General features: G+C 67.8%; 16 protein-coding genes. 7 read left to right on the top strand and 9 right to left on the bottom strand.

Annotated elements, in window-relative coordinates; translation table 11 throughout:
• The first annotated feature begins 58 nt into the window (after window positions 1-58).
• Window positions 59-181, top strand: a complete 123-nt coding sequence (locus AU193_RS23730; protein WP_256364339.1) for a hypothetical protein — start codon at window positions 59-61, stop codon at window positions 179-181.
• Window positions 182-202: 21 nt separating this feature from the next.
• Here the strand turns inward: AU193_RS23730 and AU193_RS12760 are convergent, their stop codons facing one another.
• Window positions 203-1,324, bottom strand: coding sequence for a sorbosone dehydrogenase family protein (locus AU193_RS12760; RefSeq protein ID WP_064422749.1), 1,122 nt, complete (start codon window positions 1,322-1,324; stop codon window positions 203-205).
• 139 nt (window positions 1,325-1,463) lie between these two features.
• On the opposite strand from AU193_RS12760, the gene AU193_RS12755 reads away from it, so the two are divergent.
• Window positions 1,464-2,291 (top strand): DoxX family protein, encoded by an 828-nt coding sequence (locus tag AU193_RS12755; protein ID WP_064422773.1) that lies wholly within the window; start codon window positions 1,464-1,466, stop codon window positions 2,289-2,291.
• Here the strand turns inward: AU193_RS12755 and AU193_RS12750 are convergent.
• The gene (locus AU193_RS12750) at window positions 2,288-2,635 is read right to left on the bottom strand and encodes a PH domain-containing protein (RefSeq protein ID WP_064422748.1); all 348 of its coding nucleotides are present in this window, start codon (window positions 2,633-2,635) and stop codon (window positions 2,288-2,290) included. The genes AU193_RS12755 and AU193_RS12750 overlap by 4 nt on opposite strands.
• A gap of 427 nt (window positions 2,636-3,062) precedes the next feature.
• Here AU193_RS12750 and ilvB point away from each other — a divergent pair, with 427 nt between their 5' ends.
• The 3 genes from ilvB (at window position 3,063) to ilvC (ending at window position 6,457) form a co-directional block, all read left to right on the top strand.
• Window positions 3,063-4,883 (top strand): biosynthetic-type acetolactate synthase large subunit, encoded by a 1,821-nt coding sequence (gene ilvB, locus AU193_RS12745; protein ID WP_371259194.1) that lies wholly within the window; start codon window positions 3,063-3,065, stop codon window positions 4,881-4,883.
• Entirely contained in the window at window positions 4,883-5,392 is a 510-nt protein-coding gene (gene ilvN / locus AU193_RS12740) for an acetolactate synthase small subunit (protein ID WP_064422746.1), read from the top strand. The genes ilvB and ilvN overlap by 1 nt, the downstream gene beginning before the upstream one ends.
• A gap of 63 nt (window positions 5,393-5,455) precedes the next feature.
• Window positions 5,456-6,457, top strand: a complete 1,002-nt coding sequence (gene ilvC, locus AU193_RS12735; protein ID WP_172798295.1) for a ketol-acid reductoisomerase — start codon at window positions 5,456-5,458, stop codon at window positions 6,455-6,457.
• A 61-nt stretch (window positions 6,458-6,518) separates the two neighbouring features.
• On the opposite strand, the gene AU193_RS12730 is transcribed toward ilvC, so the two are convergent.
• Window positions 6,519-6,950, bottom strand: a complete 432-nt coding sequence (locus tag AU193_RS12730) for a hypothetical protein (protein ID WP_064422744.1) — start codon at window positions 6,948-6,950, stop codon at window positions 6,519-6,521.
• Between the two features lie 134 nt (window positions 6,951-7,084).
• Between AU193_RS12730 and AU193_RS12725 the strand changes: the two genes are divergently transcribed.
• Together AU193_RS12725 and idi are read left to right on the top strand one after the other, a co-directional pair.
• A complete protein-coding gene (locus AU193_RS12725; RefSeq protein WP_064422743.1) occupies window positions 7,085-7,921 on the top strand; it encodes a MerR family transcriptional regulator in 837 nt (278 codons plus the stop codon).
• A 64-nt stretch (window positions 7,922-7,985) separates the two neighbouring features.
• Complete coding sequence (idi, locus tag AU193_RS12720; protein WP_064422742.1) at window positions 7,986-8,573, top strand: isopentenyl-diphosphate Delta-isomerase; 588 nt, start codon at window positions 7,986-7,988, stop codon at window positions 8,571-8,573.
• Between the two features lie 34 nt (window positions 8,574-8,607).
• Here idi and AU193_RS12715 read toward each other — a convergent pair whose 3' ends face one another.
• The 6 genes from AU193_RS12715 to AU193_RS12690 are packed head-to-tail and all read right to left on the bottom strand — an operon-like array spanning window position 8,608 to window position 12,778.
• A complete protein-coding gene (locus AU193_RS12715) occupies window positions 8,608-8,817 on the bottom strand; it encodes a DUF2945 domain-containing protein (RefSeq protein WP_064422772.1) in 210 nt (69 codons plus the stop codon).
• Window positions 8,818-8,855: 38 nt separating this feature from the next.
• Window positions 8,856-9,863 (bottom strand): DUF5914 domain-containing protein, encoded by a 1,008-nt coding sequence (locus tag AU193_RS12710; RefSeq protein ID WP_064422741.1) that lies wholly within the window; start codon window positions 9,861-9,863, stop codon window positions 8,856-8,858.
• Window positions 9,860-11,371 (bottom strand): FAD-dependent oxidoreductase, encoded by a 1,512-nt coding sequence (locus tag AU193_RS12705; RefSeq protein ID WP_064422740.1) that lies wholly within the window; start codon window positions 11,369-11,371, stop codon window positions 9,860-9,862. The genes AU193_RS12710 and AU193_RS12705 overlap by 4 nt, the downstream gene beginning before the upstream one ends.
• Complete coding sequence (locus AU193_RS12700; RefSeq protein WP_064422739.1) at window positions 11,368-12,099, bottom strand: class I SAM-dependent methyltransferase; 732 nt, start codon at window positions 12,097-12,099, stop codon at window positions 11,368-11,370. The genes AU193_RS12705 and AU193_RS12700 overlap by 4 nt, the downstream gene beginning before the upstream one ends.
• Entirely contained in the window at window positions 12,096-12,425 is a 330-nt protein-coding gene (locus AU193_RS12695) for a lycopene cyclase domain-containing protein (RefSeq protein WP_064422738.1), read from the bottom strand. The genes AU193_RS12700 and AU193_RS12695 overlap by 4 nt, the downstream gene beginning before the upstream one ends.
• Window positions 12,422-12,778 (bottom strand): lycopene cyclase domain-containing protein, encoded by a 357-nt coding sequence (locus AU193_RS12690; protein ID WP_064422771.1) that lies wholly within the window; start codon window positions 12,776-12,778, stop codon window positions 12,422-12,424. Before AU193_RS12690 ends, AU193_RS12695 begins: the two co-directional genes overlap by 4 nt.

The following is a 12,778-nucleotide window of genomic DNA, read 5'->3' as shown; positions in this document are numbered from 1 at the left end:
CTGCAATGTGGAGCATGGCGTCCGGTGTCAGATCCCAGTCAGGCCGTTCCAAGCCCCGATGGCTGCTTCAGCGATCGCCGACAACTTCCTTCTGCTCGGGGAGCCGGCGAGCGCCGCACGGGTGGCGTTTCTCGCCGCGATCGTCGTCGGCGTCATCGGCCTGCGCACCGTCGAGGGCTGAAAGTTCCTGCCGCGCAGGCGATCAGGTGTTGTCCGCCGGGTTGCGCGGGAAGCCGCCGCCCTGCGGGAACAGCGGAAAGACCACATCGTCGAGGTTCCCCGCATCGCCTGCGGTCTTGTTGATCGTGGCGCCCCAGATGTTGCCGTCGGGCGACATCGCCAGCGCCCAGGCGTGGCCGTGCTGGTCCTGGCGCACCACCTCGGGATCGCCGGTCACCGCCCCGGTCTCAGGCGCGAGCCGCACGGCGACGGTCTGCTTGGTGTTGACCAAATTGACCAGGACGGACCCGTCGACGGCGGTGCAGCCGGCAACACCGGGTCGGTCGGGCCAGGTCCACACCGTCGAGGTCTTGGAATCCTTGGTGATGCGCTGCAGCCGGTCACCGGAGGGGGCGCGGTCGGTGATGTACAGCGATCCGTCCGAGTGGTCGATGCACATACCCCCCGCGGCGCCCAAGCCCGACAGCGCGGTGGTCGTCGGGGCCTGATCGACCGTGGTGGGCTGCTCGATCCGCAACGCCTTACCAGCCAGCGATCCCGGACCGGCGGCATCGGCGGGGTTGCCCGCGTCGCCGGTCTGCACCAGCAGCGTCGTCGGGCTCGTGAAGATCAATGCGCCAGTGTTGCCGGTGGCACCCTTCGGGATGCCGGTCAGGATCGGCTTGGGAATGTCGCCGTCGGCGATGCGGATGACGCGGTTGTCCGTCGGGGTGCTGACGTAGGCGTACATCAGCCGGTCCTGTTGGTACGTCGGCGACAACACGATGTCCATCAGCCCGCCGTCGCCCGACCCGTCGACCGGCAGCGTGGTCTTGACCTTCGGTTCGGCCCGGACGGACACCTCTTTGACCACACCGGTCGTGCGCTCGGCGACCAGGGCCGACTGGCTGTCGGGCAGCATGATCAGGCCGCTGGTGCTTTCCAGGCAGCCCTGCATGACGCCGGGCGCCGGGCACTCTTTGGGAAAAGGCGTCGGCGGCAGCGGGGGGGGGGGGGGCGGCGTCGACGTCGGGCCCGGCTCGAGCTTGGGCTCGGTGGTGAACGGTTGCGACTGCACATCGTCGAACCGCGCGCAGCCCGACCCGGCGAGCAACGCCGCGCACGCCACGGCGAGCACACCCCGCATCGGCCGGCGCAGTTTCATGCGAGCCAGGTTACGGATCATTCGGACGGGTGCGCCACGCACACCCGCTGGACGGCAGCGCGAAACGTCCGCGAATTAAGGCCCCGAAAGCACCGCGCCAATACCCGATTACCGGGTGACAAGCACTTACGCTGGCATGGTGACCAGTCATTCCAATGACCCACGCGCCTGGCAGCGGCCCGACGACGCGCCCGGGCGGCCCGTGTCGGCAAGCCTGGTCGACCCCGAGGACGACCTCCCGTCCGCCAGCTACGCCGGCGACTTCGAGACCACCGCGATCCCGCATTACGACTCGACCACCGGTGCGCCGGTCTCCACGGGCTTCGGGCTGCTCAACGATCCCGAGCCGCTGCCGTACGTGCAGCCCGGCGGCCGGCATGCACTCGACTACTCGGCCGAACCGGCGGAGATCGGCCCCGATCCGTTCCGGGCTTCGCCGGAGCGCCGCGGCACGCTCGACCTCGGCCTTCTGCTGTTGCGGCTCGCGGTGGGCGCCCTGTTCGTCGGCCACGGCCTGCAGAAGGCATTCGGATTGTGGGGTGGCCCCGGGCTCAACGGATGGGAGGCGGAGCTGTCCGATATGGGCTTTCGCTATGCCGACATCCTGACCTACGTCGGCGCCTTCGGGCAGATCGCCGCCGGGGTGCTGCTCATCCTGGGTCTCTTCACTCCCGTCGCCGCCGCGGGTGCGCTGGCCTATCTCGTGACCGGCGTCCTGGCCGAGGCGATGGTCGCCCACGAGGAGGCGCGGCTGTCGGACTTCCTCACCGACGGACACGAGTACAAGGTGTTCCTGACCTGTGCGGTGGCGGCGCTGGTGTTGACCGGGCCCGGCCGGTACGGGTTCGACGCCGGACGCGGGTGGGCGCGCCGGCCGTTCCTCGGATCGCTCGGCGCGCTGGTGCTCGGCGCGGGCGCGGGTGTGGCGATCTGGGTGCTGCTCAACGGCGGCAACCCGTTCGCCTAGTCCTTCGAATACGGATTGGGCACACGCCCGCCGCTGGCTTCGGCCAGCAGCGGCAACGTCGCGAACGTCACCGCGGGCAGCCGCAGATCCCTGCCGCCCTTGAGGTGGGCGTAGGCCGATGACCCCTTGCCGAATCGCAGGCCGTCGATGTCGTCCCAGTCGACAGTCTCGCTGCCCAGCAGCGTTCGCGCGGTCACGTGGTCGCGGTCGGCGACCGTGCGGTGACGCGCGACGAAGACCGACAACACGACCGGGATGATCAGCAGCGCCGCCACCCAGGTGACGCCCGCGAGAACCAGCGAAAGCATGCTGAACGCCAGGAAGGCGACGGCGAAATGCGCCATGGGGGAGATGCGGATGACGACGGGGGCGGGCGCGGCCTCGGGACTCACCCCGCCATCTTCGCACCGTGCCGCAATTTGACCTGTGACCAGTGCAGAGGCTACCGTCGACGGTTATGCAGGCCCTGGGGTTGCTCGTAGTAATCGGGAAGCGCGTTGATGCCGCGCTCGCCCTTACTCGGGCATAACTCCGGCACCAACGCGCGACCCTCGTACAGCAGCCCGGCTGACGAGGGTTTTTTCTTGCCCGAACCGAATTTGAGACCCTAGAGACCGATCCGAAAAAGGATTGAGGAGAACGAACACCGTGAGCGCACCGACAACCCGACCGCTGGAGCAGGTGGCGGCAACCGTGCCCGACGACGGACATGTCACGAAACCTCCGGCCAAGTCTGCGCCCGCATCAGCCAATCGTGCTGCGCCACAACAGATGACCGGTGCCCAGGCGGTCATCCGGTCGCTGGAGGAACTCGACGTCGACACGATCTTCGGGATCCCGGGCGGCGCGGTGCTGCCGGTGTACGACCCGTTGTTCGACTCCAAGAAGCTGCGCCACATCCTGGTCCGTCACGAGCAGGGCGCCGGGCACGCGGCCAGCGGTTATGCCCACGCGACAGGCAAGGTCGGCGTGATGATGGCCACGTCGGGGCCCGGCGCAACGAACCTCGTGACGCCGTTGGCCGACGCGCACATGGATTCGATCCCGGTGGTGGCGATCACCGGCCAGGTCGGGCGTGGACTGATCGGTACCGACGCCTTCCAGGAAGCCGACATCTCCGGCATCACCATGCCGATCACCAAGCACAACTTTCTGGTGCGCAGCGGCGACGAGATCCCGCAGGCGATCGCCGAGGCGTTCCACATCGCGGGGTCGGGCCGCCCGGGACCGGTGCTCGTCGACATCCCCAAGGACGTTCTGCAGGGGCTGTGCACGTTCAGCTGGCCGCCGCGCATCGACCTGCCGGGCTACAAGCCGAACACCAAGCCGCACAACCGCCAGATCCGCGAGGCCGCGAAGCTGATCGCCGCGGCCCGCAAGCCGGTGCTCTACGTCGGTGGCGGCGTGATCCGCGGCGAAGCCAGCGCCGAACTGCTGGAACTGGCCGAGCTGACCGGAATTCCGGTCGTCACGACGCTGATGGCGCGCGGCGCGTTCCCCGACAGTCATCCGCAGAACATGGGCATGCCCGGCATGCACGGCACGGTGTCCGCGGTGGCCGCCCTACAGCGCAGCGACCTGCTCATCGCACTGGGCACCCGCTTCGACGACCGGGTGACCGGGCGGCTCGATTCCTTCGCGCCGGAGGCCAAGGTCATCCACGCCGACATCGACCCCGCCGAAATCGGCAAGAACCGTCACGCCGACGTGCCGATTGTGGGTGACGTCAAGGCCGTGATCGCCGACCTGGTCGTGGCCCTGCGCCGGGACGGCGCGATTGGGGCGGAGCGCCGGGACGGCGCGATTGGGGCGGAGCGCCGGGACGGCGCGATTGGGGCGGAGCGCCGGGACGGCGTCACGCTCAAGATCGACAACTGGATGGAGTACCTGCGCGGCGTGCAGGCGACCTACCCGCTGAGTTACGGGCCGCAGAGCGACGGAAGCCTGTCCCCGGAGTACGTCATCGAGACGCTGGGCAAGATGGCCGGGCCCGACGCGGTGTATGTCGCCGGCGTCGGCCAGCACCAGATGTGGGCCGCGCAGTTCATCTCGTACGAGAACCCGAAGACGTGGCTCAACTCCGGCGGCCTGGGCACCATGGGCTACGCCGTGCCCGCGGCGATGGGCGCGAAGTTCGGCCGCCCGGAAGCCGAGGTGTGGGCGATCGACGGCGACGGCTGCTTCCAGATGACCAACCAGGAGTTGGCGACTTGTGCGGTGGAGGGTGCGCCGATCAAGGTGGCGCTCATCAACAACGGCAACCTCGGCATGGTGCGCCAGTGGCAGACGCTGTTCTATGAGGAGCGGTACAGCCAAACGGATCTGGCCACCCACTCGCGTCGCATCCCTGATTTCGTCAAGCTCGCCGAGGCGCTCGGCTGCGTCGGACTGCGTTGTGAGCGAGCCGAAGACGTCGAGGACGTAATCCGCCAAGCGCGCGAGATCAACGATCGTCCCGTGGTGATCGACTTCATCGTCGGCGCGGACGCCCAGGTGTGGCCCATGGTCGCGGCGGGCACGAGCAACGACGAGATCCAGGCCGCGCGTGGCATCCGTCCGCTGTTCGACGATCCGGAAGAAGGGCACGCCTGATGAGTACCGCCACTACGCAGACGTTGTCGGTGCTGGTCGAGGACAAACCCGGTGTCCTGGCGCGGGTCGCGTCGTTGTTCTCCCGGCGTGGATTCAACATCCAGTCCCTCGCGGTCGGTGCGACCGAGCAGAAGAACATGTCGCGGATGACCATCGTCGTCAGCGTGGACGAAGCGCCGTTGGAGCAGATCACCAAGCAGCTCAACAAGTTGGTGAACGTGATCAAGATCGTCGAGCAGGAAGAAGAGAACTCGGTCTCGCGTGAGCTGGCGCTGATCAAGGTGCGCACCGACGCGTCGACCCGCGGCCAGGTCATCGAGGCGGTGAACCTGTTCCGCGCGAAGGTCGTCGACGTGTCCACCGAGTCGTTGACGGTCGAGGCGACCGGCACGCCCGAGAAGCTCGAGGCGCTGCTGCGGGTGTTGGAGCCCTTCGGAATCCGCGAGATCGTGCAGTCCGGCGTGGTGTCGCTGTCTCGCGGTCCCCGTGGTATCGGCACCGCCAAGTGAGCGCGAAACCAAGTGAGTAGCCCTAAATCAACTGAGAGATGAGGAAATTCAGTGGCAGTAGAGATGTTCTATGACGACGACGCGGACCTGTCGATCATCCAGGGACGCAAGGTCGGCGTCATCGGCTACGGCAGCCAGGGTCACGCGCACTCGCTGAGCCTGCGCGACTCCGGCGTACAGGTGAAGGTCGGCCTCAAGGAAGGCTCGAAGTCGCGTGAGAAGGTCACCGAGCAGGGCCTCGAGGTCGACACGCCCGCCGAGGTCGCCAAGTGGGCCGACGTCATCATGTTGCTGGCGCCCGACACCGCACAGGCCGAGATCTTCGCAGGCGACATCGAACCCAATCTCGAGGACGGCAACGCGCTGTTCTTCGGCCACGGCCTCAACATCCACTTCGGCCTGATCAAGCCGCCGGCCAACGTCACGATCGGCATGGTCGCCCCGAAGGGTCCGGGTCACCTGGTGCGCCGGCAGTTCGTCGACGGCAAGGGCGTGCCCTGCCTGATCGCGATCGATCAGGACCCCAAGGGTGAGGGGCAGGCGCTGGCGCTGTCGTACGCCAAGGGCATCGGCGGCACCCGCGCAGGCGTCATCAAGACCACGTTCAAGGACGAAACCGAGACCGACCTGTTCGGCGAGCAGGCCGTGTTGTGCGGCGGCACAGAGGAACTCGTCAAGACCGGTTTCGACGTCATGGTCGAGGCCGGTTACGCACCGGAGCTGGCGTACTTCGAGGTGCTGCACGAGCTCAAGCTGATCGTGGACCTGATGTACGAGGGCGGCATCGCGCGGATGAATTACTCGGTGTCCGACACCGCGGAGTTCGGCGGCTATCTGTCCGGGCCGCGGGTCATCGACGCCGACACCAAGGAGCGGATGCGGGCGATTCTCTCAGAGATCCAGGACGGCACCTTCGTCAAGAAGCTCGTGGCCAACGTCGAGGGCGGCAACAAGGAGCTCGAGGCGCTGCGCAAGAAGAACGCAGAGCATCCGATCGAGGTGACCGGCAAGAAGCTGCGCGACTTGATGAGCTGGGTCGACCGGCCCATCACCGAGACGGCTTAGACCGCGATTCGTGGAGCCGCGGCGGCGTTCACCGCCGCTGCCGCTCCACAAATCACCCGAATCAGGGGCGGTGTTCGTGCCCCGGGCGACCTGGGGTGCGGCGCCGCTCCTTCATCTCGGACTCGAACACGTGCCTGCGGCCCTGCTGGAGCTCGTCGCGCACCCGGCGTTCGTGGTCGCGGAACACCGACCAGTAGCTGTCGTCGAAGTCCTCGACGATCTGGAAGGTCCAGCGGCCGTAAAGCACGTTGCGACCGACCAATTCGGTCTCCAGACGCTCCGCGACGCCGTCGTGACCGGCGTCGCGCAACTTGTCACACGACTCGCCGAGCAGAAGATCGGCACGGCCCATCAGTTGGTGGAACGAATACAGATGTCCGCGCGCCCGTTCCACCCACTCCAGCGCCTCCGAGACCCCGCCCACGGCCTCGACGGTCGCGTCGTCGAGTCCCTCGGGGCGGCTGTGTTGTTCGTCCTTCTGCTGATCGGTCATGGCGCTTCAGGTACCCGCTACCGGCCGCGGCTATGTCCACATAGCGAACAACTGCATCGTTTCAGCATTGATGGTTTGGTCACGGCGCTGACGGTGAACACTCGCTAGGCCGATACCCCAGTGAGCAGGCTCCCATGGATGACGCTGACACACCGCGGTACACCGTCCGCGTGGTGGCCGAGCGCGTCGGCGTGCCGACCGCGACACTGCGCAGCTGGAGCCAGCGCTACGGCGTCGGGCCATCACAGCACCGCCCGGGCCGGCACCGGCTCTACAGCGACAACGACGTCGCCGCCGTGCAGCACATGTACCAGCTCATCGGACAGGGCACCAGCGCCCGCAGCGCCGCCCAACTCGCCACCGGAGCCGTCGCGCCGCGCCGCGGCGACGTCGACGCATTGGTCTCGGCCGCATTCGAGCTCGACCTCACCTCGCTGGGTCGGCTCCTGCAGACCCACCTGCGTCACTTCGGGGTGGTCGATACGTGGGACCTGATGGTCCGGCCAGCGTTCGCGGCCATCGTCACGAAGCAGGAGGAGGACGGCGGCTGCGTCGACGTCGAGCACGCCCTGTCGTGGGCGGTGTCGCGCTCGCTGCACGGCACGCCGCTCATGCACCTCGACGGGTCGACGGCGATCGTCCTGGCGTGTACTGCCCGCGAAGCGCATGTTCTGCCGCTCGAGGCGCTTCGCGCTGCCCTCGCCGAACAGGGACGCGGCGCGTTGATGCTCGGCGCCGACGTTCCGGTCGCGGCGCTGACCGAGGCGCTCGGCCGCGTGGGGTCTCCCGCCCGACTGGTGCTGTGGTCGCACACGGCCGATACCGCCGACATGGACATGGTCGTGGCGGCGACCGCGCATGCTGAGGTCGTGCTGGGCGGGGCCGGGTGGGACGCCGCCCCCCGCGGTGTTCCGGCCACGCGGGTGCACAGCCTGCGCGAGGCCGTCGAGTGGTGTGTATCGCCGCTGTGACCGGGTGCATCGTCCATGCGTCGGTCAGTTCGGCGGATTTGGGTACATAGATGAGGTGTCTTCAGTGACCACGCCGACGACCACGCCGACGGACCAGCCGACGACGGACGAGTCCGTCGTCCTCCTCGACGAACAGGGGCGTCAGATCGGCAGCGCCGCCAAGACCACGGTGCACCACGCCGCCACACCGCTACACCTGGGGTTTTCCTGCTATCTGTTCGACGGGGACGGTCGCGTGCTCTTGACCCGGCGAGCTCTGGGCAAGACGACGTGGCCGGGGGTGTGGTCCAACTCGTTCTGTGGACACCCGGCGCCGGGGGAACAGGTCGAAGATGCGGTACGCCGCCGCGCCGCGCAGGAATTGGGTGTGTCGATTCAAGCCCCGGTCTGTGTGCTGCCCGACTTCCGGTACCGCGCGGTCGCCGCCGACGGGACTGTCGAGAACGAGATCTGTCCGGTGTTCTTCGCCCGCTGCGACGGGCGGCTGCACCCCGATCCCGGTGAGGTCATGGAGTGGATGTGGGTCTCCTGGGAGCAACTTCGCTCGGCGGTCGGGCTGCCCTGGTCGATCAGCCCGTGGGCCATGGAACAGATACCGCTTCTCGACGAGCCCGACTTACAGGGGTCGCGACCCCAGGTCACCGACGAGTAGCCCCCGCCGAGTCCTCGGTCGCTCGGCGAGGTGACTACTTCTTTTTCAGCGATTCCGGCTTGTGTACCGCGTCACGGCCACTCTTGTCGCTGCGCACCCGGTACTGCGGGTTATCGGAATCGGCGCGCACCGTGCGACCGGCGGCCTTCGTGTCCGATGTGATCTTCTCTTCGACCGTCCCGGTGACGGTGGTGCCGTGACTTTTCCATTGCACTTTGTCGCCCTTGTCGATGTCCTTGCCCATCCCGGCGGGATACCCGGGCGACTCCGCGCGAAACGGGCTCACGCCCTCGATCGGTGCTGGTAAAGCCGTTCGGCGTAGGCGAGATCGTCACGCCACAATCGGGTGGCCGCATAGCGCATGAACGGGGTGATCAGTCGCGCGCCCCGAAGTGCATGCACGAAACGAGGGCGGTCGGAATGTGCGATGACCGCCTCGATGACCGCGGTGCGGGGCGCGCCGTCGCGGCCGGGACCGACCGGCGTCGCGTGCGTCTCGACCACGCTTCCCGTGCCTTCCCCGTCGATGATGCGCATGGTGATGGTGCGCGGCTCCGGTGTGGTGAACTCCGCGATCACCGGGACACCGAGTCGCCCGATCCGGAAGGTGACCGCGACGAGGAAGCGGTCGGCGTCTTCGGGGACGTCGTCGTCGGCGGCCGGCGCCGACAACACCTCCAGCCGCGTGAACGAGTACGGGTGATACCACGCCCCGTGCCACGGGTCGAGCCGGTTGGCGATCACGTCGCCGGGTTCGCAGGTGCCGACCAGCCGCGTCACCGCCGACAGCCGCGGCTCGTCCGGTCGCCTCGGCAATATCGGTGCCTCGGTGGGGATTTCACCTCCCAACGCGTCCAGCCGGACCCACGCGAGCACCCCGTCGTCGTGGGCCGGGTATGGCCGCCAGCTCCAGGTCCGGCCGCCGTCGAAACGCAGGCCGTGCCACGAGCAGATCAACGTGCCGCACTCGACGGTTCCGGTGGACAGGTCCGCGCCGAGGTGCGGGCAGGATGCCGGACCAGCCGCGAGCACGCCGTCCTGGGCGCGCCACGCGACCAGTTCGATGCCGCCGACGGTGGCGCTGACCGGTCGCTCGCCGATGGTGTTGCTGGCCGCGAACGCATACCAGTTTCCGCTCGGCCTGCGTTGTGAGCGCCGCAGCGCACCGTGGATCAACGACGGTTGGGCATCGTCGTACGTGGGCCGCTGACTTGACCACGCCGTGCGTGGAAGCACGTGAAACGGCGTGGTTTTCGCCAATCGGGCCTTGAGTTCGGCGAGCATGGTCATGCGTACTGCCTTTCGGCCAGTCGCCGTAGCGGGGCAAAGCGACCCTGGGTGGGTACCGTCTGAAGGTCGTGGCCGGTGAGGCCGAAGCGCTTCAGCAGCAGGTTGGCCGCCGACCATCCGGTGGTGGCGGCCCGCTCCATCAGCGCGACCGGCAGGTCGATGCGGATACCGTCGCCGGCCAGTGCCAGGCCGGCGTGCGGCGTGGCGACCGTCGGGCGGCGCGCGAAGTCACCCGGAGCGAAGCGCGGGCAGTCCTGACGGCACAGCACCCGTTCGCCGACGATTCTGGCGGCGGCGGTCTCGGGATACAGTTCGGCCATCCGCAGCGGTAGCCGCTCGAGTACGTCCGGTGTCCTGTCGGTCACCGCATACGAGTGCAACTCCACCACGGAACCGCCGGTGCGGCGCGACCACGTCGCCGCCTCGCGCTCGTATCTGTCCAGCACGCTCACATTGTCCAGCGGCGGTCGTCCACCTGTCCCGAGAAAAGCCGCACGTTCCGCATCGACGGGCCGGTCCAACCACAGGCGTTGCACGACAAACGGTGCGGCAGTGCCCATCTCAGCGATCCGGGAGCGCCATTCCTCGTCGCCGAGCGACGCCGAATTGCCGACGATGTGCTGAAGGCCGGAGACGTCGGTGGCGAGCACCACCCCGTCGGCCTCGACGGGGTCACCTCCGTCGGAGTGCACCGTGAACCGGTTGCCGGTGCGTATCTCGGTCACCGACACCCCGGTGTGGACCCGGACCCCCAGCGATTGCAGATGGGCGCGCAGCGGATTCCACAGCGCAGTGTCGAAGTTCGCGTTTGCGACGTCGAACACCAGGCCCTCACTGGAGCCCAGGAAGTAGATGTGGAACATCGTCGCCAACTCGGCGGCCGAGAGGTTGGTCGGTTCGGCGAAGAAGCTCCTGGAGAAGACCTCGAAGGCCAGGTGGCGGGCGGGTTCGGGAAAGTTGATGTCACGCAGGAACGTGTCGGCGTCGACGTGGTCCAGGTGGTCATAGATCTCCGGGACCGACACCGCGGCCAGGGGCGCCGCGGCGCGGGCGTTGAGCCGTACCAGGTCACGGAACCGGAACGTGGGGCTGCGCAGCGCGAAGGCCACCGCGTTCCAGGGTGGCGTCTGCGGCAGACCACGGAACGTGTCGCGTCGACCGTGCGCGTCGACGAGCGGGTAGTCCGAGACCGGAGTCAGCATGCCCAGTGTTGGGTCGATGCGCCGCAACAGGTTTCGCAAGTTGTAGTACTGCCTGAAGAAGGCGTGGAAGCCGCGGTTCATGGCGACGGGGGAGCCGTCGTCGAGCGAGTCGGTCCACCCGCCGACGCGGCCACCGAGGTACGTCTCGCGTTCGAGGACGTCGACGCTCACACCGCGTTCGGCCAGACCGGTGGCCGCGGCCAGACCGGCGATACCGCCGCCGACGACGACCACGCGCGGTTTGTCCCGACGTACTCCGACGTCGGGTGTCGGCGCCGAGTGTGTGATGCGGCGAGGATCGGTCATCGTGGCGCCTCGGCGAGAAACGTGTGCACGATGTTGCGCTGCCAGCCCGGCATCGTCTCGCTGCGCACCGCTGTGAATCCGTTGCGGAGCAGGCGGTTTCGGAACTCGACGGCTCCGTCGAAGCGGTTCACACTGCGTCGCAGGTATCGATACAGCGATGCGTCACCGCTGCGGAGGCGACCGCTGGGAATGATGATCGCGGCGCAGACGGCGTTCCACACAGCGGTGGCGAGCCGTGAGTCACGGACCGAATACTCGTGGACGGCCAGCGTCGCACCCGGCCGCAGCAGGCCGCGGAACTCACGCAGCTGGGCGTCGGGGTCGGGCAGGTTGCGGACGAGGTACGCGGCGAAGATGCCGTCGAAGGGGCCACTGACGCCGGCGGCGGCGAGGTCCTCGATCCGACTGTGCACGAACCGCACCGACGGAGGCCACTGTTTGGCCCTCGCCTCGGCCAGCATGCCTTCCGAGCCGTCGACGCCGACGATCTCGGCGTGAGGCGCCACCGACAGCAGCGCCGCGGTCGATGCCCCCGTGCCGCATCCCGCGTCCAGCAGCCGCAGCCCGCGGCCTTCATCGGGCAACCGCATCCGCTGCGCCGAGATGCGAAGGTGGGCATGATATCCGGGATTGGAGTCGACCAGCGTGTCGTAGGCGGGCGCACCTTCGTCGAAGGCGGCGGGGACATCCGAGGGGTCATCGGCGTCACGGCCCGCATTGACCTTCACGACGCGCCCCTCTTCTGTGCGCGTAGCCGCTGCCGCTCCCACAGCAGCAGCACCGCGGTGACCATCGCCCAGCCGAAAAGGAAGTCCTCGACCGGGATGTCGAACGGGAAGCGAATCCCGCTGGTGTGCCGTTCGTCGTAGATCACGATCGGCGCGCTCAGCTTCGTGAGCCAACCGTCGACCGGTATCTGGAAGCCGAGCACGATCGCCATCGAAATCCAGTACGCGGGCTTGCGGAACAGTCCGGTGCGCAGGACGCCCAATTCCAGGGCGCACACGGCGATCACCCCGAGCACGGCGGGCACCGTGTAGCCGAGTCCGGTCATTTGGCTTGCTCCACGGGGTGCCGCGAACGTCGTGACCGCGTCTGCGTCCAGGTTAGGATCGTGCTCACGGCGTTGTAGGTCAACAACCCGCACAGTGGGATCACGAGGAAGAACAGGAGTTCCTCGATCGGCATCACGCCCGGGATGTCGATTCCGGTGACGTACTTGGGGTTGTACGTCCACACGTCGGCGAAGATGGCGATCACATCCCAGATCACGAACACCGCCGCCACGGGCAGCACAGCGGCCGCGGCCCGCCGAGCCTGCCGGTATACGCCGTCACCGAAGATCTCCAACGGCGCCGTGATCACCAGACAGGCGGCCAGGACCAACAGGTAATGCCATTTGTCCAT

It is taken from the genome of Mycobacterium sp. GA-1285 (genome assembly GCF_001499905.1).
In the GTDB taxonomy this organism is placed as follows: domain Bacteria; phylum Actinomycetota; class Actinomycetes; order Mycobacteriales; family Mycobacteriaceae; genus Mycobacterium.
Note: the sequence above shows the minus strand (reverse complement) of the source record. Positions and strands in the feature narration are given on the sequence as shown.

Coding starts and splice junctions, on each gene's coding strand:
- AU193_RS23730 (WP_256364339.1), top strand. CDS start 59: ATGGCTGCTTCAGCGATCGCCGACAACTTCCTTCTGCTCGGGGAGCCG.
- AU193_RS12760 (WP_064422749.1), bottom strand. CDS start 1,324: ATGAAACTGCGCCGGCCGATGCGGGGTGTGCTCGCCGTGGCGTGCGCG.
- AU193_RS12750 (WP_064422748.1), bottom strand. CDS start 2,635: ATGGCGCATTTCGCCGTCGCCTTCCTGGCGTTCAGCATGCTTTCGCTG.
- ilvB (WP_371259194.1), top strand. CDS start 3,063: ATGACCGGTGCCCAGGCGGTCATCCGGTCGCTGGAGGAACTCGACGTC.
- ilvN (WP_064422746.1), top strand. CDS start 4,883: ATGAGTACCGCCACTACGCAGACGTTGTCGGTGCTGGTCGAGGACAAA.
- ilvC (WP_172798295.1), top strand. CDS start 5,456: ATGTTCTATGACGACGACGCGGACCTGTCGATCATCCAGGGACGCAAG.
- AU193_RS12730 (WP_064422744.1), bottom strand. CDS start 6,950: ATGACCGATCAGCAGAAGGACGAACAACACAGCCGCCCCGAGGGACTC.
- AU193_RS12725 (WP_064422743.1), top strand. CDS start 7,085: ATGGATGACGCTGACACACCGCGGTACACCGTCCGCGTGGTGGCCGAG.
- AU193_RS12715 (WP_064422772.1), bottom strand. CDS start 8,817: ATGGGCAAGGACATCGACAAGGGCGACAAAGTGCAATGGAAAAGTCAC.
- AU193_RS12710 (WP_064422741.1), bottom strand. CDS start 9,863: ATGACCATGCTCGCCGAACTCAAGGCCCGATTGGCGAAAACCACGCCG.
- AU193_RS12705 (WP_064422740.1), bottom strand. CDS start 11,371: ATGACCGATCCTCGCCGCATCACACACTCGGCGCCGACACCCGACGTC.
- AU193_RS12695 (WP_064422738.1), bottom strand. CDS start 12,425: ATGACCGGACTCGGCTACACGGTGCCCGCCGTGCTCGGGGTGATCGCC.
- AU193_RS12690 (WP_064422771.1), bottom strand. CDS start 12,778: ATGGACAAATGGCATTACCTGTTGGTCCTGGCCGCCTGTCTGGTGATC.